Source organism: Gordonia sp. NPDC003504 (assembly GCF_053587995.1).
Genome location: NZ_JBSFPC010000003.1, coordinates 401802 through 426133 on the forward strand (window position 1 = coordinate 401802; position 24332 = coordinate 426133).

General features: G+C 68.5%; 18 protein-coding genes and 1 pseudogene. 8 read left to right on the forward strand and 11 right to left on the reverse strand.

Annotated features, from left to right (window positions below; translation table 11 throughout):
- Positions 1-4 precede the first annotated feature (4 nt).
- Together ACWDPV_RS09360 and ACWDPV_RS09365 are read left to right on the forward strand one after the other, a co-directional pair.
- Positions 5-2557 carry an ABC transporter permease gene (locus ACWDPV_RS09360; RefSeq protein ID WP_449742703.1) on the forward strand — a complete coding sequence of 851 codons (2553 nt, stop codon included), beginning with the start codon at positions 5-7 and terminating at the stop codon, positions 2555-2557.
- A gap of 92 nt (positions 2558-2649) precedes the next feature.
- A complete protein-coding gene (locus ACWDPV_RS09365) occupies positions 2650-3375 on the forward strand; it encodes a hypothetical protein (RefSeq protein WP_449742704.1) in 726 nt (241 codons plus the stop codon).
- Between the two features lie 382 nt (positions 3376-3757).
- Here the strand turns inward: ACWDPV_RS09365 and ACWDPV_RS09370 are convergent, their stop codons facing one another.
- Positions 3758-4492 carry a class I SAM-dependent methyltransferase gene (locus tag ACWDPV_RS09370; protein ID WP_449742741.1) on the reverse strand — a complete coding sequence of 245 codons (735 nt, stop codon included), beginning with the start codon at positions 4490-4492 and terminating at the stop codon, positions 3758-3760.
- Positions 4493-4582: 90 nt separating this feature from the next.
- Between ACWDPV_RS09370 and ACWDPV_RS09375 the strand changes: the two genes are divergently transcribed.
- A complete protein-coding gene (locus ACWDPV_RS09375) occupies positions 4583-5719 on the forward strand; it encodes a glycosyltransferase family 4 protein (protein WP_449742705.1) in 1137 nt (378 codons plus the stop codon).
- On the opposite strand, the gene ACWDPV_RS09380 is transcribed toward ACWDPV_RS09375, so the two are convergent.
- Together ACWDPV_RS09380 and ACWDPV_RS09385 are read right to left on the reverse strand one after the other, a co-directional pair.
- A complete protein-coding gene (locus ACWDPV_RS09380; RefSeq protein ID WP_449742706.1) occupies positions 5685-7406 on the reverse strand; it encodes a hypothetical protein in 1722 nt (573 codons plus the stop codon). The two genes, ACWDPV_RS09375 and ACWDPV_RS09380, sit on opposite strands and share 35 nt — an antisense overlap.
- Before the next feature lie 52 nt (positions 7407-7458).
- The gene (locus tag ACWDPV_RS09385; protein WP_449742707.1) at positions 7459-8400 is read right to left on the reverse strand and encodes an HpcH/HpaI aldolase/citrate lyase family protein; all 942 of its coding nucleotides are present in this window, start codon (positions 8398-8400) and stop codon (positions 7459-7461) included.
- Positions 8401-8504: 104 nt separating this feature from the next.
- Here ACWDPV_RS09385 and ACWDPV_RS09390 point away from each other — a divergent pair, with 104 nt between their 5' ends.
- Complete coding sequence (locus ACWDPV_RS09390) at positions 8505-9785, forward strand: lipopolysaccharide biosynthesis protein (protein WP_449742708.1); 1281 nt, start codon at positions 8505-8507, stop codon at positions 9783-9785.
- A gap of 7 nt (positions 9786-9792) precedes the next feature.
- On the opposite strand, the gene ACWDPV_RS09395 is transcribed toward ACWDPV_RS09390, so the two are convergent.
- Positions 9793-11022 carry a DUF3068 domain-containing protein gene (locus ACWDPV_RS09395; protein ID WP_449742709.1) on the reverse strand — a complete coding sequence of 410 codons (1230 nt, stop codon included), beginning with the start codon at positions 11020-11022 and terminating at the stop codon, positions 9793-9795.
- Between the two features lie 72 nt (positions 11023-11094).
- On the opposite strand from ACWDPV_RS09395, the gene ACWDPV_RS09400 reads away from it, so the two are divergent.
- A complete protein-coding gene (locus ACWDPV_RS09400) occupies positions 11095-12414 on the forward strand; it encodes an acyltransferase family protein (RefSeq protein WP_449742710.1) in 1320 nt (439 codons plus the stop codon).
- 977 nt (positions 12415-13391) lie between these two features.
- Here ACWDPV_RS09400 and ACWDPV_RS09405 read toward each other — a convergent pair.
- The 4 genes and pseudogenes from ACWDPV_RS09405 to ACWDPV_RS09420 form a co-directional block, all read right to left on the reverse strand.
- Positions 13392-16595, reverse strand: a pseudogene (locus ACWDPV_RS09405) (alpha-(1->3)-arabinofuranosyltransferase); the annotation flags it as partial.
- Between the two features lie 16 nt (positions 16596-16611).
- Positions 16612-16821, reverse strand: coding sequence for a DUF2613 domain-containing protein (locus ACWDPV_RS09410; RefSeq protein WP_348806209.1), 210 nt, complete (start codon positions 16819-16821; stop codon positions 16612-16614).
- A 229-nt stretch (positions 16822-17050) separates the two neighbouring features.
- Entirely contained in the window at positions 17051-17644 is a 594-nt protein-coding gene (locus ACWDPV_RS09415; protein WP_449742711.1) for a universal stress protein, read from the reverse strand.
- A gap of 49 nt (positions 17645-17693) precedes the next feature.
- A complete protein-coding gene (locus ACWDPV_RS09420; RefSeq protein WP_449742712.1) occupies positions 17694-17909 on the reverse strand; it encodes a hypothetical protein in 216 nt (71 codons plus the stop codon).
- A 10-nt stretch (positions 17910-17919) separates the two neighbouring features.
- On the opposite strand from ACWDPV_RS09420, the gene ACWDPV_RS09425 reads away from it, so the two are divergent.
- Together ACWDPV_RS09425 and ACWDPV_RS09430 are read left to right on the forward strand one after the other, a co-directional pair.
- Positions 17920-18909 carry a glycoside hydrolase family 3 N-terminal domain-containing protein gene (locus ACWDPV_RS09425; protein ID WP_449742713.1) on the forward strand — a complete coding sequence of 330 codons (990 nt, stop codon included), beginning with the start codon at positions 17920-17922 and terminating at the stop codon, positions 18907-18909.
- Positions 18910-19105: 196 nt separating this feature from the next.
- The gene (locus ACWDPV_RS09430) at positions 19106-19717 is read left to right on the forward strand and encodes a TetR/AcrR family transcriptional regulator (RefSeq protein WP_449742714.1); all 612 of its coding nucleotides are present in this window, start codon (positions 19106-19108) and stop codon (positions 19715-19717) included.
- Between the two features lie 6 nt (positions 19718-19723).
- On the opposite strand, the gene ACWDPV_RS09435 is transcribed toward ACWDPV_RS09430, so the two are convergent.
- The 3 genes from ACWDPV_RS09435 to ACWDPV_RS09445 form a co-directional block, all read right to left on the reverse strand.
- The gene (locus ACWDPV_RS09435; RefSeq protein ID WP_449742715.1) at positions 19724-20176 is read right to left on the reverse strand and encodes a nitroreductase/quinone reductase family protein; all 453 of its coding nucleotides are present in this window, start codon (positions 20174-20176) and stop codon (positions 19724-19726) included.
- 82 nt (positions 20177-20258) lie between these two features.
- Positions 20259-21173 carry a MaoC family dehydratase gene (locus tag ACWDPV_RS09440; RefSeq protein WP_449742716.1) on the reverse strand — a complete coding sequence of 305 codons (915 nt, stop codon included), beginning with the start codon at positions 21171-21173 and terminating at the stop codon, positions 20259-20261.
- Positions 21173-22528: a 3-oxoacyl-ACP reductase gene (locus ACWDPV_RS09445; protein WP_449742717.1), complete on the reverse strand. Its 1356-nt coding sequence runs from the start codon at positions 22526-22528 to the stop codon at positions 21173-21175. The genes ACWDPV_RS09440 and ACWDPV_RS09445 overlap by 1 nt, the downstream gene beginning before the upstream one ends.
- Before the next feature lie 133 nt (positions 22529-22661).
- Between ACWDPV_RS09445 and ACWDPV_RS09450 the strand changes: the two genes are divergently transcribed.
- Entirely contained in the window at positions 22662-23957 is a 1296-nt protein-coding gene (locus tag ACWDPV_RS09450) for an acetyl-CoA C-acetyltransferase (RefSeq protein WP_449742718.1), read from the forward strand.
- Positions 23958-24332: the final 375 nt, after the last annotated feature.

The following is a 24332-nucleotide window of genomic DNA, read 5'->3' on the forward strand; positions in this document are numbered from 1 at the left end:
TCCGATGGCCTCATCATCGGTGATGCGCAAGGTTTCCCTGCGAAATCTACGCGCCCACAAGCTCCGTCTGGTCCTCACGGTGTTCTCGATCGTGCTGGGTACCTCGTTCGTCGCGGGGTCGATCGTGTTCACCTCGACCATCTCCCACGCCTTCAACTCGATCTTCGACAACGCCGCCCCCGGCGTTTCCGTTCAGGTGACCCCGGAGTCGTCGACGTCGGCCGGCGTCCCCGACAGCGTGGTCACCGACCTGGATAACCGCCGGGAGGAACTCGGGATCGGCAAGCTGGTGACCAACCAGTCCGGGCTGGTCACGCTCGCGGGATCCGACGGCACGGCCATCCAGTCGGGTGGGGCGCCGAGTGTCGGTACGGCCTACATCCCTCCGGGACAGGCGATCTCGCCGGAGACCCTGTTGCCGGGTGGTCGGGCGCCGTCGGGGCCGAACGAGATCGTCGTCAACTCCTCGGCCGCCGACACCGGTGGGCTCAAGGTCGGGTCCAAGACCAAGGTCGTTGTCGGACAGGGAAATTCCGGGCCGATGGACGTGACGGTCGTCGGTCTGCTCGATCTACCCACCGCCACCGGCGGATACGTCAACGTCCAGTTCGATCAGGCCACCGCCGCGAGACTGTTCTCCGACGGTTCTCACGTCTCCCTGGTCGACATGGCCGCGGCGTCCGGAGTGTCCGATGACGAACTCGCCGACCGGGTGCGGGCGGTCCTGCCGGCCGACGAGTACAAGGTGCGGACCGGCGCCCAGGTGCGACAGGACCAGAAGGATCAGGTCAACGAGTTCCTGACGATTTTCACCGGAATCCTGTTGGCATTTGCCGCGATCGGACTCATCGTCGGCACGTTCATCATCTACAACACCTTCTCGATGATCGTCGCCCAACGCAACCGGGAGCTCGCCTTGCTGCGCGCCATCGGCGCGAGTCGCCCGCAGGTGTCGCGATCGGTGCTGTTCGAGGCGTTCATCGTCGGGATCATCGGCGGGGTGGTCGGGCTCGGCGTCGGCATCGGGTTGGCCGCGATTCTGAAGGCCATCATCACCTCGACATCCGGATTGCCCAGTGGCTCACTGCAGGTCGGGGTGTGGGCGGTGGTCGCGGCGATGTTCGTCGGCGTCGTGGTGACGATGATCAGTGCGTGGGTGCCTGCGGTGCGCGCGTCGCGGGTGTCGCCAGTGGAGGCGATGCGCGCCGGCGTCACCGAAGGGTCTGCGCCACTGCGCAATCGGACGCTTGTCGGGATCTTCTTCCTGCTCGTCGCCATCGGCACGATCACCTGGGGTGCGCTTGGTGAAGGCCTGCTGCGGGCCGTGGTGGTGGGCGTCGGCGCGGGTGCGGCGATCATCGCCACGGTACTGGCCGGGCCGGCGCTGTCGCGGCCGATCGTCGGCGCCCTCGGCCGGGTCATCGGCGCGCCGTTCGGCACGGTCGGACGCCTGGCCCGGACGAATGCGGTGCGCAATCCGCGTCGATCGGCGGCGACCGCCTTCGCGCTCACTCTGGGTCTGATGCTGGTTGCGGTGATCGGCACTCTCGGGAGTTCGTTCAAGGGCACCGTCGACGAGGCCGTCGACAGCGGTGTGCGCGCCGACTACATCCTGGTGGGCAGCAACAACCTGCCCGTTCCGGAGTCGGTCAGCGCTGCGGTCAAGAACGTTCCGGGCATCGCGGAGGAGGTGTCGTTCGGGATCGTGACCGCCCGCGTCGACGGGGAACGGCGGTCGGGGTACGCGGCCGTCGGCGGTGATCTCGCCGCGGTGTCGGTGGTGAACATGCTCGACGGGGCGTCGGATCAACTACCCGCCGACGGCATGTTCATCAGTGAGCGGACCGCCCTCGAACGGGGTTGGAAGCGCGGGCAGACCCTCACCTTCACCTCCGCGACCGGCGCGGATGTCCCGGTCACGATCGCCGGGGTCTATCAGGACAACGAAGGCTTGCAGCCGTGGATCGTCGGCGAGAAGGTGTACGACGAGGTCATGCCCCCGGCGAGTCGCACCAGCATCGTGGTGTTCATCACCGCGGCGCCGGGCACAAACCTCGACACGCTGCGCCGCGACCTGGAGGCGGCCACGAAGGATTATCTGACCGTGCAGGTACAGAGTCGTGAGCAGTACAAGAGCAGTATCTCCACGCAGATCGACCAGATGCTCGCGACGCTGTACGGGATGCTCGGGTTGGCGTTGTTGATCGCGGTGCTCGGGATCGTGAACACGCTGGCCCTGTCGGTGGTCGAACGGAAACGTGAGATCGGCATGCTCCGGGCCATCGGCACTCTCCGTAGTCAGATCCGGCGGACGATCTACATCGAGTCGGTCCTCATCGCGATTTACGGCGCCGTTCTCGGTGTGGTGCTGGGATCGGTCATCGGGTGGGCGTTGGTGCGCACCCTGGCTCGCTGGGGTCTCGGCGACCCGGTGTTGCCGTGGTCCTTGATGGGATGGACGTTACTGGCGTCGGCCGTCGTCGGCGTGTTGGCCGCCCTGTGGCCGGCGGTCCGGGCGGCCCGCACGCGGCCGCTGGAGGCGATCGCGGAGGGCTGACCGTCGGTGATTCCCTGCTGGTCGGGGGTGAGGCGTTCGGGTGATCGACACGGGTGCCGGATTGGCTGCCGGGGGTTTGGCACAATCGGCCCATGAGCCAGCCACCCGGAGAACCGCACGATCCGCGCATACCACCGCAGACACGCGCCTTCGAGCCTGACCAGAACCCAGCCGAGTATCCCGAGTCGGGCTATGTGGGCGCGGGACAACCGGCATACACGCAGCCGGCCTATACGCAGGGCTCCTACACGGCGGGGCCGTATGCGGGGGGACCTGGTGGACCTGCCGATCCCGGTGGGCCCGCCGATCCCGGTGGCTCGGGTGGCGGGTCCGGTGGTGGTCGCCGCACGCTGTATCTGGCGTTGGCGGTCGTTGCGGCGCTCGTCGTCATCGTGCTGGCGGCCGTTCTGATCGTGCGGAGTTCGGGTGGCGATGAATCATCCGCCGCTGCGTCGAGCACGACAACGGTGTCCAGCGAACGTCCGTCGTCGTCGACGACGACCACCACGACGGAGGAGACCACGACCGAGGAGACCACGACGACCACGGAAGCGCCCTCGGGGTCGGTGGTGTATCAGCTCACCGGCAGCGGTGACGTCGCCGGTGTCCGTTATCGCGCGGGCGCCGACTTCGCCATCGACCCGGTGACGGCGGCACCGTGGAGCAAGGCCACGCGGGTGGGTGGCGGCACCGCCGAACTCACCGCGGTCGTTCTCCGCGGCCCGGTGACGTGCACGATCCTCCAGGGCGAGGAGTTGTTGACCTCGAACACCAGCAACGGTGGCCTACTCCGTTGCGTCGCAGACCTTCCCAACTGAGATCCCCGGGCTGCGATATTTCGGGCCGGGGTGGCGCGGACCGAATCCGATTGCCGCAGTGCGTGAGTTCCTGCTCATCGTCGGATTCCGGTCCGCATGGGTTGTCACTGTGGAGCTCTCAAGGTGCCCGACCGCTGGTCGAGTAGCCCGAGGAACGAGGGCATATCGGCCCGGCGGACTCGGACCCTGCTGGCGTCCCGTCCGGCTCGGCCGGCGGGATGGGGTCAGGCTGGACCCTGATCAAAGCGCTGTCAACGGAACTCGGAGCGCTGTCGACGCAGAACAGGGCGCTGTCGACGCAGAACTGGGCGCTGTCGACGCAGAACAGGGCGCTGTCAACGGAGTACCGGGCGCTGTCGATGGGTTTCGGGAACCCGCGAACCTACCGCTTCTGCAGTACCACCACGAGATTCGTGGCCAGGACTTCTCTCAGCGCCGGGACGCGCAGGACCCACCACATCCAGGACGGTAGGTACCGGGGAAACGCGGCGATCAATGTTGTTGTGTCCCTGCGGGACTCGACCCAACGCAGACCCCGGGTTGCGGTGACCGCGAACAGGGAAGTGCCGTAGAGGTTCTTGGGTGGATGGCCGTGGCGCCGGGTGTACCAGCGCGCGGCGCGGTGGCCACCGAAGTAATGCGTCAGCCCCATCTCGTGGCCGCCGAACGGCCCCCACCACAGGGTGTAGCTGACGATCACGCTGCCGCCGGGGCGCGTCACCCGCACCATCTCATCGCACATCTCCCAGGGGGCGGAGGTGTGCTCGACGACATTCGAGGAGAGGGTCACGTCCATCGACCCATCCGCGAACGGCAGGTTCTGTCCGGACGCCCGCACGGTTCCGCGGTGCTCGAGGCCGCCGGCGTGCATCTCCGTCGGGTCGGGTTCGACGGCGAGGTAATGGGCGCCCCGGGAGTCGAAGGCGTCGGCGAAGTATCCGGGCCCGCCGCCGACGTCGAGGATCACCGCTCTGTCGAGCCCGTCGGGGGTGAGTGCCTCGACCATGTCCGCGGTGTCACGTGCCAGGGAGCCGTAGAAACGGGCCGGGTCGCTCTGCTCGAAGCGGAAGTCGTTCAGCAGACCGGCGGCGCGGCGAAGGGTGGCGAGGCCGCGCATGGCCGGGACAGGGCGGGTTCGGGTCTGCCGGGGCACGCAGAGATGCTACCGGCGCACTCGACCTGCACGAACCGGTACCGTGGGAAGACGATGACCACACCCACCCACGTTCTGCTGCTCTGCTGGCGCGATACACGTCACCCGCAGGGCGGCGGCAGCGAGACCTACCTCGAGCACGTGGGTGCCGAACTCGTCCGGCGAGGTCACCGCGTCACCTACCTGACCGCGTCGTATCCGGGGGCGGCGGCCGAAGAGTGGCGCGATGGGATGCGATTCCTCCGGGTCGGTGGCCGGATCTCCGTCTACCCGCGCGTTATGGCGATCCTGCTCGCGGGCCGCCTGGGCCGGGGCCCGCTGGCCGACGCCCCACCCGATCTCATCGTCGACACCCAGAACGGTGTGCCGTTCTTCGCCTCCGTCGTCAGCGCGGCTCCCACCGCGATGCTGGTGCATCACTGCCATCGTGAGCAGTGGCCGGTCGCCGGACGCCTCCTCGGCCGGCTCGGCTGGTTCATCGAATCCGTGCTCTCGCCACGAGTGCACCGACGCAACCGCTACGTCACCGTGTCGACACCGTCGGCCGATGAGCTCGTCGCGCTCGGAGTCGACCGTCACCGAATCTCGGTTGTCCACAACGGTATCGACCCGATCCCGAAGGAGCACGCCGACGTTGCGGCACCGAATGCGACCCACCTCTGCGTCCTGAGCAGGCTCGTCCCGCACAAGCAGGTGGAGGACGCACTGACAGTGGTTGCCGCGTTGCGGCGCGAACATCCCGACCTGCACCTCGACGTCATCGGCGACGGATGGTGGTCGGATCGCCTGCACGAGAAGGTGTCCGAGCTCGGCATCGCCGACGCGGTGACTTTCCACGGGCACGTCGACGACCCCGAGAAACACCGACTGCTCGCCGGATCGGCGGTGCACCTGATGCCTTCGGCCAAGGAGGGCTGGGGACTGGCCGTGATCGAGGCCGCCCAACACCACACGCCCACCGTAGGCTACCGCGCGGCCGGCGGGCTCGCCGAATCGATCGACGACGGGCACACCGGACTACTGGTCGACGGCATCGACGAACTGATCTCCGCCACACGCAAACTCGTCGACGACCCCGATCTGGCACGGAGGCTGGGAGCCGCGGCCGCGGCCAAGGCGCGGGGCTACTCCTGGCAGAAGACCTGCGATGGAATGGTCAGCGTCCTCGACGCTGCGCGCGAATCCCGCTGACTGTCGAATACGCGACCGCCACGATCCCGCCGATCAGCATGGCCGCCCACATCAGGTGTGCCGACCAGGCCGCCACCCGCGCCGCCGTCGACGCGCTCGGCGATTGCGCTCCCTCGATCCGGAACAGGGTGAGGGCATCCCCACTGAACGTCGGCGTCATCAAATCAACCGCGGGTGGCAACGGATCGCCGGACACGTTGTGTTCCACCAGCACCCAGCCGACCCTCAGGGATCGGAGGCGATCGACGTCGCCCGACTGCAACGCCGACTCCACCTCGCCCGCCGCCGATGATCGCGGGTCGATCACCCTGGCGTCGACCCGCAACTCCCCGGATTCCACGACCGGTGCACGCAGCATCCGGGACGCCGGATCCAGCGACGCCCCATCGACATACGGATAATGCCGCACCGTTCCCGGCGGCCACAACGCCACCGCACCGTCGTCGGGCCCGACAATCGCCGCCACAGCCGACCAGTCCGCCGGATACGTCACCGGCATCACCCGACCACCGACACCCCACGCGAGATCGGGGAGCGGCGCCACCACCAGTAGACCCACAGCCGCCAACGCGAAACCCGCAGGCACATAACGCCGAAGACCGCTCACCATGGCCGCGCACGCCACCGCGACAAACGGCACCGCCAAAGCGAGGAACTTCTGGCTGTCCCGCAGCAGCCCGCCGCCGGGGACGGCGCCCACCACCCAGCCGAACGCGTCCCGACCGGGCCCGACGGCGGTCACCGCCACCACGATCACCACGACCGCAGCCAGTCCGCCCAACGCGCCCACCACGCTGCGATCCAGGGCGGGCAGCCCGGCGCGACCCCGCCACAACATCACCGAGCCTGCCACGATCACCACCAACAGGCACACCGTCGCCACCGCGGCCCACCAGATGGTGCGGCTCGTCGGTACCGCGTCGGCATTCCAGATGCCACCCAGCCCCAGGGCCGTGCCGACCGAACCGAGAAAGGGTTCCGAACGTAGTCCGAAGGCCCGAACGCCCAGTGCACCGTCCGAATCCACACCCGCACCGCCGACGGCCGTCGCCACCAGCCACGGCAACGCCGAACAGCACCACAGCACCAGATATCCGGGGAGGAGTCGGGGTCGCGTCGCGACGGCGGTGACGATCACGACGATCACCGCCAGCACCGACCCGGTCGGTGTCAGCCCGGCCGCCGCCAGCAACCCGCCCGTCTGCAGCCACCGCGCCGTCGAACGCGGGCGGTCGGCGAGGTCGAGGACGGCCACGACCAGCCAGCCCAACGCCGCGAATCCGGTCAGCAGAGACCAGTGCCCCTGCAGAAGACGTTCGGCGACAAAGGGATTCCACACCCCGACGACTGCCGCCGCGACGGTGCCGGAACGACTGGCCGCGGGCACCAACCGCAGTGCCAGCCGACCGTAACCGACCGCCGCGGCCACCAGCGCGCCGAAGAGCAGGACACACACCACGGTTCCGCCGTCGACAACCGAACTCGCCAGCGCCACAAACCAATCCTGCGGCACTGCGCGCGGTGCCACATCACCGATGCCGAGCGTGGCGTCGGTGACGAACGACCGCGGAGTGGACACCGCATCCCGATACAGCAGATACCCCGGGCCCAGTGCGGGCCCGAGAATCACCACGGCCGCCACGACGCCCACCAGATACAGCCAGGGCAGCGACCGCGGACGTGCCACGGACCTTGTCTGGACCGCGGTATCGGTCACGACGACAGACGACTTCGGACGCTCAGTAGTGATAGGTGTCCGACGGGGCCGCCGCGTGGCCGGGATCGACCACATAGTCGGATTCGGTCACCGCATAGGCGCGGGCGAGCTCCAGGATCTTGGTGGCACGAGCGATCCGCGGCAGATCCGACCCGTTGCGGATCTCGCCGCCCGCCTTCTCGAAATCCTCGAAGAACTCACGCGCCCAACTGATGTCATCCGGCGACGGCGACAGTCCCTCGTTGACCGGGGCGCACTGATCGGGCGTCAGGCAGATCTTGCCGGTCATGCCGAACTCGACGCTGACCGCGGTGGCCTCGGTCAACTTCAGTGCGCCCGACCCGACTGTCGGCCCGTCGATCGCGCTCGGCAGATGAGCGGCCTTGGCGGCGATGGTGAATCGGGACCGGGCATACGCCAGCGTCAGGGGATTGCCACCGAAACCGGTGTCACGACGGAAGTCGCCGATGCCGAAGGCGAGCCGGAAGGTGCCCTTGGCCGTGGCGATCTCGCTGATCCGCTCCAACCCGCGAGCGGTCTCCACCAGCGCGACGATCGGCACATTCGGCAGGCGTTTGGCGGTCTCGGTGACATGGTCGACGGACTCGACCATCGCCAGCATCACCCCACCGATCGAGGTCGGCGCCAACGCGTCGAGGTCGTCGGCCCACCACGGGGTGCCGAATCCGTTGATGCGCACCCAGTCGCCGGCGCCGCCGGGATGATCGTCGGAGGTCTCGCCGAGCCAGCGCACCACATTCTCCCGCGCGGCCAGTTTGTCCTTCGGGGCGACGGCATCCTCGATGTCGAGGACGACGATGTCGGCACGCGAACGGGCCGCCGGCGCGAAACGCTCGTACTGTGCGCCGTTGACCAGTAGCCAACTGCGGGCGAGAACGGGATCGATACGTGAACCGATGTCGCTCGGGTCGGTCTCCGCGGAGGTGTTCTGCTGGTCGTACATCGTGGCTACTCGTCGCCTTCGGGTCTTGGAACTGCGCAAGGATCGCCCACCATCGTTTCACATGTGCCGCGGGGCGCCTTTTCCCGTCGGGCACACTGTTGTGCATGGTGAGTCCGTCCCGGGTGCGTGGCCGCTCGGCCCGTGCGGCGGCCGGGTCGGGGGTCGTGGGCGCACTCGGCTGGGTGGCCATCGGATCGATGGTCGCCAACGCCGCCGCCTACGTCGTCTACCTCGGTGCCGGCCGGTGGCTGACGCCCGGCGACTACGGACAGTTCGCGCGACTCCTCTCGGCGATGCTGGTCCTCGGTGTGCCCGCGCTGGCGTTGCAGGCGGTGATCGCGCGTGACGTCGTACGTCGAGGACCCGCGGGGCACGCCGTCGGGGAGTTCCCGACGGCGCTGCGATCCTTGACCTGGCGGACGGCGGGCGGTGTGGCCGTGCTGGCGGCGATCGGCGTGCCGATCGTCGCCGCCCTCGCGCACACGGACACCGCCGCGACTGCCGCCGCCCTGGCCACCGCCCCCGTCTTGGTCATCATCGCCGCAGGTCAGGGCGTTCTGCAGGGACGAGGCGAGTTCCGGGCGCTGGCGTGGGTGCTCGGCGCCGTCGGTCTGCTCCGGTCGGTGCCGACGTTGGTGACCTTCGCCCTCGGCGGATCACCGCTCGCCGGACTACTCGCCGGAACCCTCGGCGCGGTCGCCGCGGCGGCGCTGATCTGGTCGGCGGTCCGATGGGCGGGCGGCCCGGTCGGGGACACCGGAGGCCACCGCGAGGTGGCGTCACCGAACCGCACCGATGCCGACGTGGCCGGGGTACTGCGCGCCTCGCAGGTGCAACTGGTGCTCGTGGTGGCGATGTCGGTGGATCTGCTGCTGTCCGGGACAGTGCTGAGTGCCGACGACGCCGGCGTGTACGCGCTGGGTGCGGTGGCCACCAAGGCCGCCTTCTGGCTGCCGCAGGCCATCGGCGTCGTGTTCTATCCGCGGTTGGCCGACCCGGCCCGCTCGCGGGAATCGTTGCGGCGCGCGGTCGCCGTCGTCGCGGTCATCGGCGCTGCCCTGACCGTCGGCGCCGGGGCGGTCGGGCCGCTCGTGCCGATCGTCATCGGCGAGGCCTACCGCCCGCTGGTTCCGCTGCTGTGGGTGTTCGCCTACACCGGCTCCGCGATGGCGATCCTGCAGGTGCTGCTGCTCTCCGCGATCGCCGCCGACCGCACCCGCGTCGCACTGCTCACCTGGGTGGCGGTGCTGATCGAGGCCGTGGTCATCCTCACCGTCGTGCGATCGGACCCGGCGCTGGTTCTCACCGCCGCGGTGACGGTGACGGTGGCCGTCGCGGTGACCGGCCGCTTCGTCACCGGGCAGGAACACCGCAGCCGGCAATGACCTCGCGTCAGCGCCGAACGAACAGCACGATCCCACCGATCATCGCCACGACCCCGAGGACACCGGCCGCGATCGGGACGACGCGACCCCAGATCACCACCGGCGTCCCGAGGTCACCGGCGAGATCGGCGAGCCGGTCGCGGGTGTCGCGGTCGTAGGTGAACGTCGCGCTCAGATTGGTCAACCGGAAGTCGGCGAAGGCCGGGTCGGTGAGGCGATAGGCCTGATCGACGGTGATCCGCTCGTCCAGGATGATGCCGGTCGCGTCGTCGACGGCCAGTTCCCACCGCGACGTCTGGTGCAACGTGGCGGTGAGCTCCCGCGCGGGATTCCCGCCGACACCGAACCACGACGCCGGGCGCGTGATCCGGGTGGCCGGGATGCCGTCGGGCAGGCCGGCGTGGACGGCGTCGAGGTCGGTGTCGGCGACGTCGGCGACGAAGCGGGTCGCGCTGCGGCCGTTGACCTGGGTCTCGCCCTGCGCGGTCAGCGGCACCGATCGTCGGGTGGTCGGGTCGAAGTAGGTGCCTCCGGCGTCACTCACCCCGAAGGGCAGCACATACGTGTATCCCCGCCGGTCGGGGGCGGCGACCGGTGCGGCGGTGCTGTCGTACTGGACCTCCGAGCTGCCGGTGCCCCCGGATTCGGTGGCGCCCAGATCCGGTAACGCCGAACGCCGATCGAGCGTCACGCGATCCCGGATCGCCGACAGCGTCGGATCGGTACACACCGGTCGGCCCTGTGCCGGGGCCTGCTCGGAGCCGGCACGTGCGGCGTCGGCGTCGGTGATGCGGCCGTCCAGCCAGATGCGGTCGGCTTGCACCGACGTCCCCGCCTGCAGCGTCACGACATGCCGGTCCGACGGCTGCACCGCGACCACGCGTTGCTGACGGACCAGGGTCGCATCCAGCGTGCGGGCCGTCGGCGTGTTGAGCGAACACCGATCGAGGATCGTCGCCGACGGGACGGGGCCGTCACCGCCCGCCGGCGCGTCGTCGGCGGGGACGCTGGTGGCGACGGTGGTGATGTCGGTGGACAGCGGGATCTGCCGGAGCTGCCCGACCAGCAGCGTGGGCAAGGCGATCGCCGCCGCGAGCAGGAATCCGCCGACGAAGATGAGGGTGGGCCCGATCAGATCGCGGGTCGACCATCGCTGCGGACCCGACAGGGATGCCGCCGGTTCGGCGGTGTGGTCCGGGGCCGTCGTCGACGGGTCGGGTGATGGCGTCGACGACATACCGGCGAGGGTACTGATGCGCCCGGGGCCCGGTCGACGTGGATCGCCGGTCGTCGCCGGTAACCTGGTGCGATGTCTGACGGTGTCCGGGTCCACGACGGTGCCGGCGCCGGTGCGGAGACCGTGACCGCCGTCGACGCCCCCGAATACCGGCGATTCTTCCCGCAACTCGAGGGGATGCGGGCCGTCGCCGCGCTGGGTGTGCTGACCACCCACGTCGCATTCCAGACCGGGGCGGTGCGCCTGCCGGTGCTCGGTCCGATCCTCGGTCGCCTCGACCTCGCGGTGGCGTTGTTCTTCGCCCTGTCGGGTTTCCTGCTGTGGCGCAACTGGGTCGCCGCCGCGCACGGTGCCGCCGTCACCCCGTCGGTGCGTCGCTACCTGCGCCACCGCGTCGTCCGCATCTGGCCCGCATATGTCGTCGTCGTCGTGGTGGTGCTGACGATGCTGCCGGAGGCGCGTGGCGCCGACCTCACGGTGTGGCTGGCCAACCTCACCCTCACCCAGGTGTACGTGCCGCTGTCGTTGACCGCCGGGATGACGCAGATGTGGAGTCTGTCGGTGGAGGTGAGTTTCTATCTGCTGCTGCCGGTCCTCGGTCTGGCACTGATGCGGCTGCGCGGCCGCCGCAGTAGCGCGCGCCTGCCGGTCCTGTGCGCCCTGGGACTACTGAGCCTCGGCTGGGCGTGGGCGGTCGAGGCGCTGGCGCTGCCCGGCGGGGTGGAACCCACCAACTGGGTGATCGGGCACCTGCCGTGGTTCGCCGCCGGGCTGATCCTGGCCGAGGTCACCGGCGCCGACGACCTCGGCGGCACGACGCGGCTGTCCCGCCGGATCAGTGCACTCGGATCGCGGCGCATCCCGATGCTGGTGTTGCTGGTGGTGGCCTACGGGCTGGCGTGCACGCCGCTGGCCGGGCCGACCGGCCTCGGTGACCTCGCGCCGTGGCAGTTCGCCGTCAAGATGGTCCTGGGCGCGGCGTGCGGATTCGCGATCCTCGCACCGTTGGTGTGTGAGGCTCCCTCGGGCCGCACGCCGGCGGTGCGTCGTCGCTTCCGATTCCTGACCGCACCGATGATGCTGGCGTTGGGACGGTGGTCCTACGGCATCTTCATCTGGCATGTGGCGGTGCTCGCGGTGGTGTTCGGGCTGTTCGGTATCGTGCCGTTCTCCGGCCACACCCTCCTGGTCTGGTGCCTCACCGTGGTGCTGTCGGTGGGGATCTCGGCCGTCAGTTACGCCTTCGTCGAAGAACCCGCCCGAGACTGGTTGCGCCGCCGCGAGAGTGCTCGCAGGCGGGCGCCGATCGAGTCGACGCGGGCGTCGGCGGGTACGGCCGAGACCACCGCCGACGCCATCACCAACGACACCGAGACCAACGCCGGCAGCTGAACCCACCACCCGAAACCGTGATAGCCGGTGGGTGAATGCCATGGGCCCGAAGCCAATCCGACGGTGGCGGCCATCATCGCGATGACGGTGCCGCCGACCACCGCACCTGGACGCGTGAGCACAACGACCAGCCCGGCGAGGGTGGCGACCAGCACACCCCACCACCCGGCCAGAATCCAGGACGCACCAAGCCAACTCAGCGCACCGAGTACTGCGGCTGGCCAGGTGCCCGGCATTGCTGCAGCCACTGGCGCATCGCGCGCCGACGGATCGCCACGCCGTCGCCACACCATCGCGACCACCAGAAGTGCTGCCAGCAGCGCGAATCCGACGACCAGAGACCACCGGTACAGGCTGTCGTAGCGGAACGACAGGGTGACGGTACCCGACGCGCCGGCCGGCATGATCCAACCCTGCTGCCAGCCGTCGACGACGATCGGTGTGAGTGTCCGGCCGTCGAGCTGAGCCACCCAGCCGGGATTGGTGCTCTCCGGAACCCGCAGAACACGTTGACTGGACGCGGAATTGACCTCGATCGACCGTGCGGTCGCCTGCCATTGGGTCACCTCGGGTTCGGTGATCTCGGGCTGCTGCGCCGACGGGGCAGGCGTGGTGGACGCGGCCGAGCGGCCGAGCCACACGGTCGCCACCGAGAACGCCGCCCCGGGGTTGGCGGAGAGCTCCTGTTCACCGGAACCCAGGCGCACCGGCGTCTCCGCGCACGGACGGGCGATCACCGGGTCGCCGGCACGCAGTGCGGCGGTGGTGGTGTGCACCGACATCGGTATCACCTGACCCGACACCGTGATCCCGACGCCGGCGTCGCAGCCGATGTCGATCGGCCGGTCGGTATCGGTCGAATCGGCGGTGGTCGAACTGGCGGTGGTCGAATTGGTGGCGGTCGAATTGGTGGCGGGCGCATCGGGATTGATCTCGACCTCGGCAATGCCGACCGGTGCCGGGCTGGAGAACCCGAGGCTGTTGACGTCGAGGATGTCGGTGCGTTTCTCGATGCGGATCGAGATGCGGTCGGTGACCGCCGGGCGCAGCCGCACCACGCCGTCGGCGCCGACCCGGACCCGCTGCGGGCCGGTACCCAGATCCACCGTGATCTCCGTCGGCGCCGCCGGATAATCGGCGGGTCGAACGATGCGCAGCGACGAAATATCCTGCGGGGCAGGAAGGGTGAGGGTGAGGGTTGGTCGATCACGTTTCTTCTCGGGTTCTGCGGCGGTCCACACGGTGCCCGGATCGCCGTCGACGGCGGCCTGCGCCGAACCCCGCGGATCGTTGACCTCGGAGGCCCCCGACGCTCGGATGGTGCCGGCCGCAGTGATCAGCGCGTCCAGGGCGTTACCCGGCCGGGGACGCAGCACCATCACCGGCGCCACATCGGTCGGACTCGGCACCGACAACGCCCGCGTCAGCACGGTCGGCGTCTCCGGGGACACACCCAGGTCCGCCGAGCACCGCACCAGTGGTGTCGCATCCTCGCGGTCTTGCCCCACGCATGCCGACCGTCCCGGGAGTTCCTGTGTGAGAATCCAACCCGCGACATCCGTGTCCGCCGGCACCTCCGGCAGCACCACCCGGTGCCGGATGGAATGCGGCAGGCCGGAGGCCAGATCGAGGACGTCGACCTCACCGAGCGCGAACTGGTTGCCGGCGGTGCCGTCATCGGTCGAGGCCGCACGGATCTGCACCCATCGGGTGGGGCCGCTCGGTGCGGTGACCGTCACCTCCTTGCCCGGTTCCAGCCCCGAGGTAACCGTGGAGCCGGACTCGGTGGTCACCACCACCGACGACACATCCGGGCCGAGTGCCTTCGCGGTGGTGATACGTAGCGCGAGATCGGTTCGCGGAGTGGCGAAATCGAGTCGCATCCACTGGCCGACGGCCGACGTCAAACCACCGGACACCCAGGCGGTCCCGGCGTCGGAGTCGAAGGCGGCGGCCGCGGAACTGGCCGGTGACGTCCGTCCCGGCTGAGTGGCGTCGGCGGCCGACGACGACGTCGTCACCTGCACCTGATCCGGTTGATTGTCGAGAAGCCACTGCCCGCGGGTCAGCGGCTGCCCCTCCACCGGGTAGTCGGGCGCGGCGTTCTGGGTCCGACGCGGATCACCCGCGGCACGAATGGCCGAACTGTGATCGTCGACGCGGCCGAAGTCGACCTCGCGATCGGCGGGAGTGTCGGTGATGATCACCGGGCCACGCGGCACACCGGCCCGCTCGGCATCGGCCTCCAACAGCACCGGACCCAACGGTGCCTCACCCAGACGGGCGCGCAGATCATTCAGCACCGCAATCGATTCCGGTCCTCCGGCGATCCGTGGCATCGCGTCGGTGGCGGTCAGCGTCGGGCCGGTGTCGGTGATCGGGGTGACCTGGTAGATCGTGATCGCCCGCATCGGCGGCAGCAGGCCGCCGTCGCGCACCACGCCGTCGACCGTCGGCGGACTCACCATCGGCCCGAACTCCGCCGCGCGCGCCAGACCCGGCGAACCGTCGAGGGCCTGCTGTGCGAGCAGCGGCCGCGCCGACCGCGACGTGTCCGGATTCAGGTCGGCGCGCAATACCACGTAGGCGATGCCCTGCCCGGCCAGTGTCGCCGCCAACCCCGGTGAGGCTCGCCCGTCGGCGAGATCGCGCTGCACCGAATCGAGGGCCCGGATCGCACCCGGCGGCGTCAACGGAATCGCGTCCCGCACCGCCCACGGCGTATGCGCCGACGGCTGAATCGGCTCATCACGGGTCAGGCCCCAGAGCTGATCGGCTGACGGAGCGCCCGGCACCACCAACGCCCGCCGGTCGGTGCCGTCTGCAGACGCACCGTGCTCCTGCAGCCAGGTCGCCGTCTGCTGCCAATAATTCGGAATCGCCCGGTACGCCCCCTCCGGTGTGAGGCTGCCGGTCCACATCAACGAACCGGCGCCGATCAGCGCGACCACGACGGCCACCGCCGCGGCCACCGCCTTCGAACGCTGCGGATTCGCGAATGCCGACAACGACTCCCGCAGCCCCACCGCTCCCGGCAACGGAACGCGTGCCAGCAGATGCGCGACACCCAGCACCAGCGGCAGACGCACGAACGGCTCGACCTTGTGAATGTTGCGCAGGAACGCTCCGGGGCCGTCGAGGAAGACCCGCACCGGCTCCGCGATCGGGGAACCGAGTCCACCGGCGTATCCTGCGCACATCAGCACCAGGCCGACACCGAGCACGATCACCCAGCGACGTCGAAACGGCATGTGCCGCATGCACAATCCGGCCAGCCCGGCGGCCGCGAGCGTACCCGTGGCCAGCACTGCGGCCGGCTGCGTCACCAGCACCGCGCCGGCAACCCGCTCATCGGAGACGAACGGCGTCCACGAACTCGTCCCCCGCAACACCTCGGCCAGCGAGGCCCACTCGGTGGTCACCCGTGACGACTCGATGAAGTCGAGGAACGGCGGTGACACTCGCGACAGGATCAGCAACGGCACGATCCACCACGCGCAGGCGCACACGCACGCCACCGCCCACGCAGTGCCGAACCGCGCCCATCGGCGGACATCGGTGCGCGCACACAAACAGAACCACACCAGCGCCACGCCCACGGCGGCGAGCGTCGCCACCGCGTTGACAGCACCCATCAGCGCCACCGCCACCGCCGACGCCACAGCGTGCCGCCACACCGGCACACCATCCCGATGGTCCAGCGCGCGGATCACCGGGACCAGCACCCACGGCGCGAGCATCATCGGCAACGTCTCCGACGAGATCGACCCCAACGTCGTCAACACGCGCGGACTCAGCACGAAGATCACCCCGGCCAGCACCCGGGACGCCGACGAACCCACCCCGACCGCCTCGGCCAGCCGAACCACCCCGACAAAGCCGACGACCAGCAGCAACGCCCACCACAGACGCTGCGTCACCCACGGCGGCAGATGCGCCAGATCACCGAGAGCAAAGAACGCGCCATGCGGGAAGAAATAGCCGTACGCCTGATTCTGCACCTGACCCATCGGGGCATGCGGCGTCCACAGATGAGTCGCACGGCCCAGAAAGCCCAGCGGATCGGCAGTGAGGTCGAGTTTGGTGTCGGCCGCAATCAGACCCGGCGACTGCAGAAACGAGACCAGCAGGGCCACCACCGCGGCCACACCGATCCCACGACGCCCCAACCGGTCACCCACCGCGATCGGCTACCACTCACTGATTGGCGCCGGCGCCACCCCGGGATCCGTAATCCACCGAACCCTGCACAAAGCCACTATTCGGATTGACGTTGTTCAGATCCGTCGACGGACTCGTCTCCGCCGCCAACAACCCACCGAGGAACACCGCACCCAAACCGACCAGAATGCCGGCGACGGCCACTCCCACGGAGATCGCTCCGGCGGCCAGGCGGTTATTGCGCATGATCACGAAAGTACCAGTGTTGTCTGCGTCGCCTCCGGCGACGCGGCGTGTGTGCGCCCGCCTGCACCGCTCGTCGTCGTGATCGCATCGTCGACTTCGCTACGCACCGCGCAAGAGGTGCTACTCAGCCCGGCGGCTACGTTCCTCGCTCTTCTCCTGCATCGCCGCGGTGGCGCACACACGGGGCTGGTAGGCGTTCGCTTCGCGGATACCAGGCGGCGACGACGTGTCAGGGCATCACCGGTGGTTGCTTGTCGCAGGTGGCGGGCACCACGAACACCGGCCGATGGCAATGCTTCAGAACGCGCCCGGCGACACTTGAACGCAGCAAGGCCTTGAGTCCCGAGTCGCCGCGGGTCCCGGTGACCAGCAGGTCGACATCGAGGGTGTCGGCGGCCGCTACGAGCGCGCCCCACACGGTGGACTCGACCTCGACGAGGGTTCCGTGCGCCTCGAGCCCCGCCCGCCGGGCCATCTCCACTCCGAGGGCGTTGACCCGCACGGCCTCGTCCCGCACCGCGTCGTCGACATCCATCTCCAACGGCGTGGTGTCGACGAACGGCTGAATACCGGCCGACAGGCTCGACAAACGTGCCGGATTGAGGGTTCCCGGCTGCCACGCGGTGACGACGTGAGCCACCGAGGCCTTGAGGAAATGTCCCGCATAGGAGATCGCCCGCTCGGAATTGGCGCCGCCGTCGAAGGCGATCATCACCGATTGGGGTGTGGCGGGTTGGGATCTGGCGGCCCCCGCGCTCTCGTCGGCCCGGCCCGTGTCGGAATCGACGGGGCCGTGGCTGTCGGAAATGGACCGCGCGTCCATTGGCCAAGCGTACATGCCAGACTCGTGCCATGGGCTCTGGTCAACGACCTCACCGACGTCGTGTTCGCCGTTTTCGCGAGTTGATGTGCCTGCTCGCGGTCGCCGCGACCGCCGGGATGACGATCACCGCATGTGACACCGACTCCGATTCGACCGCCGCCGGCTCGGCCGCGGCGACCTCGGCCACGTCCTCATCGGCGTATTCGTCGAGTTCGGCGTCGGCGGCGCCCACCTCGATCGTCCCAGTCGGGTGCGGGTCCGACATCGTCGCCGGGATGACGCTGCGTCAGAAACTCGGCCAGTCGATCGTCGTCGGCGTCACCGGCACCGAGGACGCCTACTCACTGGTGTCCAATGAGCCCGTCGGCGGCATCTTCATCGGCAGCTGGACCGACAAGTCGATCCTCACCGATCCGGCCAACCTGAAACGGGTCAACGACGCGTCGCGGATTCCGCTGATGGTCACCGTCGACCAGGAAGGCGGCCGGGTGTCGCGGCTGTCGTCGCTGGGCATCGACTCACCGTCGGCACGTGAGCTCGCCGCGTCGCAGACCCCCGAGCAGGTTCGTGAGCTCGCCGCCCGGATCGGCCGCCAGCTCAAGGCCAAGGGCATCACCGTCGACTTCGCCCCCGACGTCGACGTCAGCGACGAGAGCGACGACGAGGTGATCGGCGATCGTTCGTTCTCCAATGATCCGGAGACGGTGACGACCTACGGTCAGGCCTTCGCCGAAGGACTCGAATCCGTCGGAATCATGCCGGTGTACAAGCACTTTCCCGGCCACGGCCACGGCTCCGGTGACTCCCACCTGGGTGTGGTGCGCACCCCGCCGCTGTCGCAACTCGAGACCAGCGACCTCGTCCCGTACAAGACGCTGCTGCGCAATCCCGGCAATGCCGGAGTGATGGTGGGGCATCTCATCGTGTCCGGACTGACTGTCGGTGACACCCCCGCCAGCCTGAGCGCCAAGGCGATCGGCATGCTGCGGACCGGACAGCCCTATGGCGGTCCGCCGTTCAACGGCGTCGTGTTCTCCGACGACCTGTCCGGCATGGGCGCCATCAACCAGCAATTCCCGATCAATGTCGCAGTGCAACGTTTCCTCGCGGCCGGTGGCGACATCGCGCTCTGGATCACCACCGACGCGGTTCCGAGCGTGCTCGATCACCTCGAGGCCGCGGTGAAATCCGGACGTCTTTCCGAGCAGAAGGTCAACGCATCGGTCGTGCGGATCCTGCGGGCCAAGGGCCAATTGTCTTGCTGAGTAGCCGTCGGGCCGACGTCGTGGTCGGACGCCATCGGTGGGGCGCCCCCAGGGCCCATCCCGCGTGCCTTAACCTGGTACGGGTTGTGGAATTGGGCCCCGAAAGCGGGATGCCGGTCACACGTGATCTTACCGAGCGGTAAGATGGTTCGATCCGCCATCCGGGTGGTGTGATCGAAGTAGAGGAGTGACCAGCATGGCCGGCGGTACAAAGCGGCTGCCACGTGCGGTGCGGGAGCAGCAGATGCTCGACGCCGCGGTGACGGTATTCGCGGAGAACGGCTATCGCGACACGTCGATGGATTCCATCGCGGCGCACGCGCAGATCAGCAAACCCATGCTGTACCTCTACTACGGCTCGAAGGAAGAGCTGTTCAGTGCATGTATCGCCCGCGAATCCGGACGCTTCATCGACGCGATGTCGGCGGGCTTCGACCCCAAGCTGAGGCAAAGCGAACAGGCCCGCACAGTGGTCCGCGAATTCCTCCGGTTTGTTGACCAGCACCGCGAATCCTGGCGCGTCCTCTACCGCGTGGCCGTCGGCAGTGCGACCTTCGCCGACACGGTCAGCACCAGCCGCCGTCAGGTCGTCGAGATGGTCGCCGAACTGATCCGTCGCGGTACCACCGTCGAGGGCGCCAAGGACATCGATTTCGAACTCACCGCCGTCGCACTGGTCGGCGCCGGCGAGGCCGTCGCCGACCGGATGAGCGAGGGTGACGTCGACCTCGAGACCGCCACCGACCTGCTGGTCGGCATCGCCTGGCGCGGCCTCAAGGGCGTCGGCGTGCACACGCCGCTGCAGTGAGTCCGATCAGTTCTTCTCGGTAAGGCGGATGATCGGCATCACGCGGTCGGTCTTGGCCTGATAGCCCGCGAACCGCGGACTGGCGCCGATGACCTTCCAGGCGAGTGCGCGTTCCTCGCCGGTGAGTTGCTCGGCATCCACCGCAACGGTGCGGCCGTCGACCTCGATGCGGATCCGGTCCGGATTCTGCCGAATGTTGTGATACCAGCCGGGGTTTCCGGTGGCGCCTGCGGCCGATGCGATGATCAGCCACCCGCCACTGCCGTCGTCGAACCAGCTCAACGGGTTGGTGCGTTCCTTGCCGGTCTTGGCGCCGACGGTGGACAGGATCAGTGCCTTGCTGCCGCCGAGTTCGCCCGTCTTACGGATTCGTTTGCCCACCACGAAATTCATCAGCCGGAACAGCGGGCCGGTCGGTTGGCGACGGCCTCGGGTTCCGCGTGTGGTGTCAAAATTCATTGTGTCCCATGTCTCTCGAGTGCTTCTGCGGGGGCGAACACCACGTGCCGACATCCCCCGCATGTCGGCACGCGGGAACCCCTCACTCGTGTCGCGTCGTCGCGGTCAGATGTGGATATCCCTTGCGCCGGTTGAGGATCGACAGATCGAAGTTGCCCGGCAGGCTCTGCCCGCTGCCCGCGCCGGCGCCGTCGAGGCGGTGAACATAAAGATTCACCTTGGCGGGCAACAGAATCGGCTTGCCCCACCGCACCGCATAGGTGACGTCGTCGGGAAGCTGTGCCTCCACGTTGGCGACTGCGGCTGCGGCACTCCACATTCCGTGTGCGATCGCCTTCGGGAACCCGAACGCCTTGGCCGTGAGATCGCCCATATGGATCGGGTTGCGATCCCCCGAGGCGGCCGCGTACTCGCGGATCTTACCGAGATCCACCGACAGCACCGCATCCGGCGGGGGTGGCGCCTGCTCCCGAGGTGCCGGTCCACGTGGATCGTCGGACAGGCTGGTGCGCTGCTGCTTGAGGAAGGTCGCGACCTGCCGGGTCACCAGTTCGGAGCCGACGCTGATCTCCGAGATCATGTCGACGAGAAGGCCTTTGCGATGCTCGCGCAGGTTCTCGGCGTGGTTCTCGATGGTGAGCGGCTCGTCGATGCCGATCGGGCGCAGCCGGTGGATGCTGTTCTCCAGATGTACCGAACCGACTGCGCCGAACGGGAAGTCACCGTCGGTCATGATCTTCATGGCGAGCGGGAACTGCAGCACGAACGGGTAGGTGATCGGCAGGGTCGGCCCGAACTGCTGGCCGGTGGCCCGCGTGTAGGCGAGCAGGCGCTCGGCGTCGACGCGGACGTTCTCCAGCCGGTAGCGGCGATCGGGCAGTGGTGCGTCGGGTCGTACCGACCCGGACTTCCCGATCACCGGGAGCATCGCGGTCACGGCCTTGGAGTAGATGTCGGCGGTCGACGGCGCCGCAGGCAGCGTGATGGTCTTGGTCATCACGCCCCCAGGAAGCCCTGGCCGCACACCCGCACCACGTTGCCGGTGATGGCGTTGCTGGCCGGATTGGCAAAGTAGGCAACGGTTTCGGCGACGTCGACGGTCTGTCCACCCTGCTGAAGCGAGCTCATCAGACGGCCCGCCTCGCGGGTGGCGAGAGGGATCGCCGCGGTCATCTTGGTCTCGATGAAGCCCGGGGCGACGGCGTTGATGGTGATGCCCTTCTCGCCGAGGATCGACTTGTAGGCATCGACCAGGCCGATGACGCCGGCCTTGGAGGCGCCGTAGTTGGTCTGTCCACGGTTGCCCGCGATGCCGGCGATCGAGGAGACGTCGACGACGGCACCACCCTCGCGGATCGCGTTCCCCGCGACAAGCGCATTGACGAGCTGTTGCGGCGCAATGAGATTGACCGAGATCACCGAGTTCCAGCGGGCGTCGTCCATGTTGGCGAGCAGCTTGTCGCGGGTGATGCCGGCGTTGTTGACGATGATGTCGATGCCGCCGTGGCGTTGCAGGGCGTGCTCGGCCAGCTTCTCGCCGGCGTCGGGGGCGCTGACGTCGAGCGGGAACGAGGTGCCGCCGACCTTGTTGGCGGTCTGGGCGAGGGCCTCACCGGCCGCCGGGATGTCGGCGCAGATGACGTGGGCACCGTCGCGGGAGAGGACCTCGGCGATCGTCGCACCGATACCGCGGGCGGCACCGGTGACCACGGCCACCTTGCCGTCGAGGGGCTTGTCCCAGTTCGCCGGGGCGGTGGAGTCGGCCGCGCCGACGCGGATCACCTGGGCGTCGACGAACGCCGACTTCGCCGACAGCACGAAACGCAGCGTCGACTCGAGTCCGGTGAGGCCGGTCTTGGCGTCGGGGGAGACGTAGACCAGCTGCACGGTGGAGCCCTTGAGCAGTTCCTTGCCGAGCGAGCGGGTGAATCCCTCGAGGGCGCGCTGGGCGACGTGCTCGTCGGGATCGGTGATCAGTTCCGGGGTGGTGCCGATGACCAGGAACCGGGCGCACGCGGCGGTCGAGCGCATCGCCGGCTGGAAGAACTCGAAGAGCTGCTCGAGTTCGGCGGGGGAGGTGATGCCGGTGGCGTCGAACACCAGGGCGCCGTACTTGTCGGCGCTACGGCCGGTGGTGGCGTTCTCGATCAGGGTGTAATCGGGGTCCGAGAGCAATTCGCGGAGCGGTTCGATCAGGCGTCCCTGCCCGCCGAGCAGCACGGGGCCGGGCAGCGGCGGCTCGGAGGCCTTGTACCGACGAAGTGCCGGCGGAACAGGCAATCCCGCCTGTTTTGCGATGAACGCGCCGGGTCCGGAGTGAACGAAGCTCGAGTACAGGCCGGTGTTCGCCACGTGAATCTCCTTCAGATCTGTGTGCATGGCTCGATGTGATCGGGGACGCTCGGAGTGGAGCGCCGTTCGACATCTAACTTACTCTGGAGTAAGAATACGCTATAGGTACCAACCAACACCTGGGAGATCTCTCGTGGCCTACACACCCAAGACCCGCGCCGAGCGTCCGGTGGCGATCCTCGGCGGCAACCGCATTCCGTTCGCACGCCAGGACAAGACGTACGCCAAGGTCAGCAACCAAGATATGTTCACCACGGCCCTCGACGGCCTGGTCAGCCGATTCGGCCTGCAGGGTGAACGGCTAGGCATGGTGGCCGGCGGAGCGGTGCTCAAACACTCGCGTGATTTCAATCTCATCCGTGAATGCGTCCTCGGATCGGCGCTGTCGCCGTACACCCCGGCCTTCGACATCCAGCAGGCCTGCGGCACCGGACTGCAGGCCATCACCGCCGTCGCCGACGGCATCGCCCGCGGCCGCTACGACGTCGCCGTCGGCGGGGGCGTCGACACCACCTCCGACGCCCCCATCGGAATCTCCGAGGGCATGCGCCGCCAGCTGCTCGAGGTGAACCGCGCCCGCTCGACGCAGGAACAGATCCTCGGCGTGCTCAAGGTGCTGCCGAAGCTCGGCATCGAGATCCCGCGCAACGGCGAACCCCGCACCGGCATGTCGATGGGTGAGCACGCGGCGATCACCGCCAAGGAATTCGGCATCAAGCGCGCCGACCAGGACGCCCTGGCCGCGGCCAGCCACCAGAAGATGGCCGCCGCCTACGACTCGGGGTTCTTCGACGACCTGATCACTCCCTTCCTCGGCCTCACCCGCGACGCCAACCTGCGCGGCGACTCGACGGTCGAGAAGCTCGCCAAGCTCAAGCCGGTCTTCGGCGTCTCCCTCGGCGACGCGACGATGACCGCGGGCAACTCCACCCCGCTCACCGACGGCGCGTCGACGGTGCTGCTGTCCAGCGACGAGTGGGCGCAGGAGAAGGGCATCGGCGTCCTCGCCTACTTCGTCGACTCCGAGACCGCCGCCGTCGACTACGTCAACGGGCCCGACGGCCTGCTGATGGCGCCGACCTACGCGGTACCGCGACTGCTCGAACGCAACGGACTGACCCTGCAGGACTTCGACTTCTACGAGATCCACGAGGCCTTCGCCTCCGTGGTGCTCGCCACGCTGCAGGCGTGGGAGTCCGAGGAGTACTGCAAGGAGCGCCTCGGCCTCGACTCGGCACTGGGTCCGATCGAGCGCAGCAAGCTCAACGTCAACGGTTCGTCGCTCGCCGCCGGGCATCCGTTCGCCGCGACCGGTGGCCGCATCGTCGCGCAGGCCGCGAAGCAGATCAAGGAGAACGGCGGAGGCCGTGCGCTCATCTCGATCTGTGCCGCCGGCGGTCAGGGTGTCACCGCGATCATCGAGGGCTGACCTTCAACCCGACCATCAACAAAAAAACTGACGAAATGAACTCGGGGGAAAACGGCGGTTGATGTTGTAACGCCGGCGAAAGTGCCGTAGATATATCTGTTGTTCCGGTTGAGCTGTCAGACCCCCGACCCGACAGCTCAACCGGAGCTCTCTGTTTTCTGCGATCGCTGCGCGAATCGCATGTGTGTGCGCCCACCTGCACCGCTCTTCGTCGTCAGCGACACCACTCGCTTCGCTCGCTGGTCGCCTCCTCCTGCATCGCGGCGCGGCGCACCCACGAGTTTTCTGCGATCGCTGCGCGAATCGCATGTGTGTGCGCCCACCTGCACCGCTCTTCGTCGTCAGCGACACCACTCGCTTCGCTCGCTGGTCGCC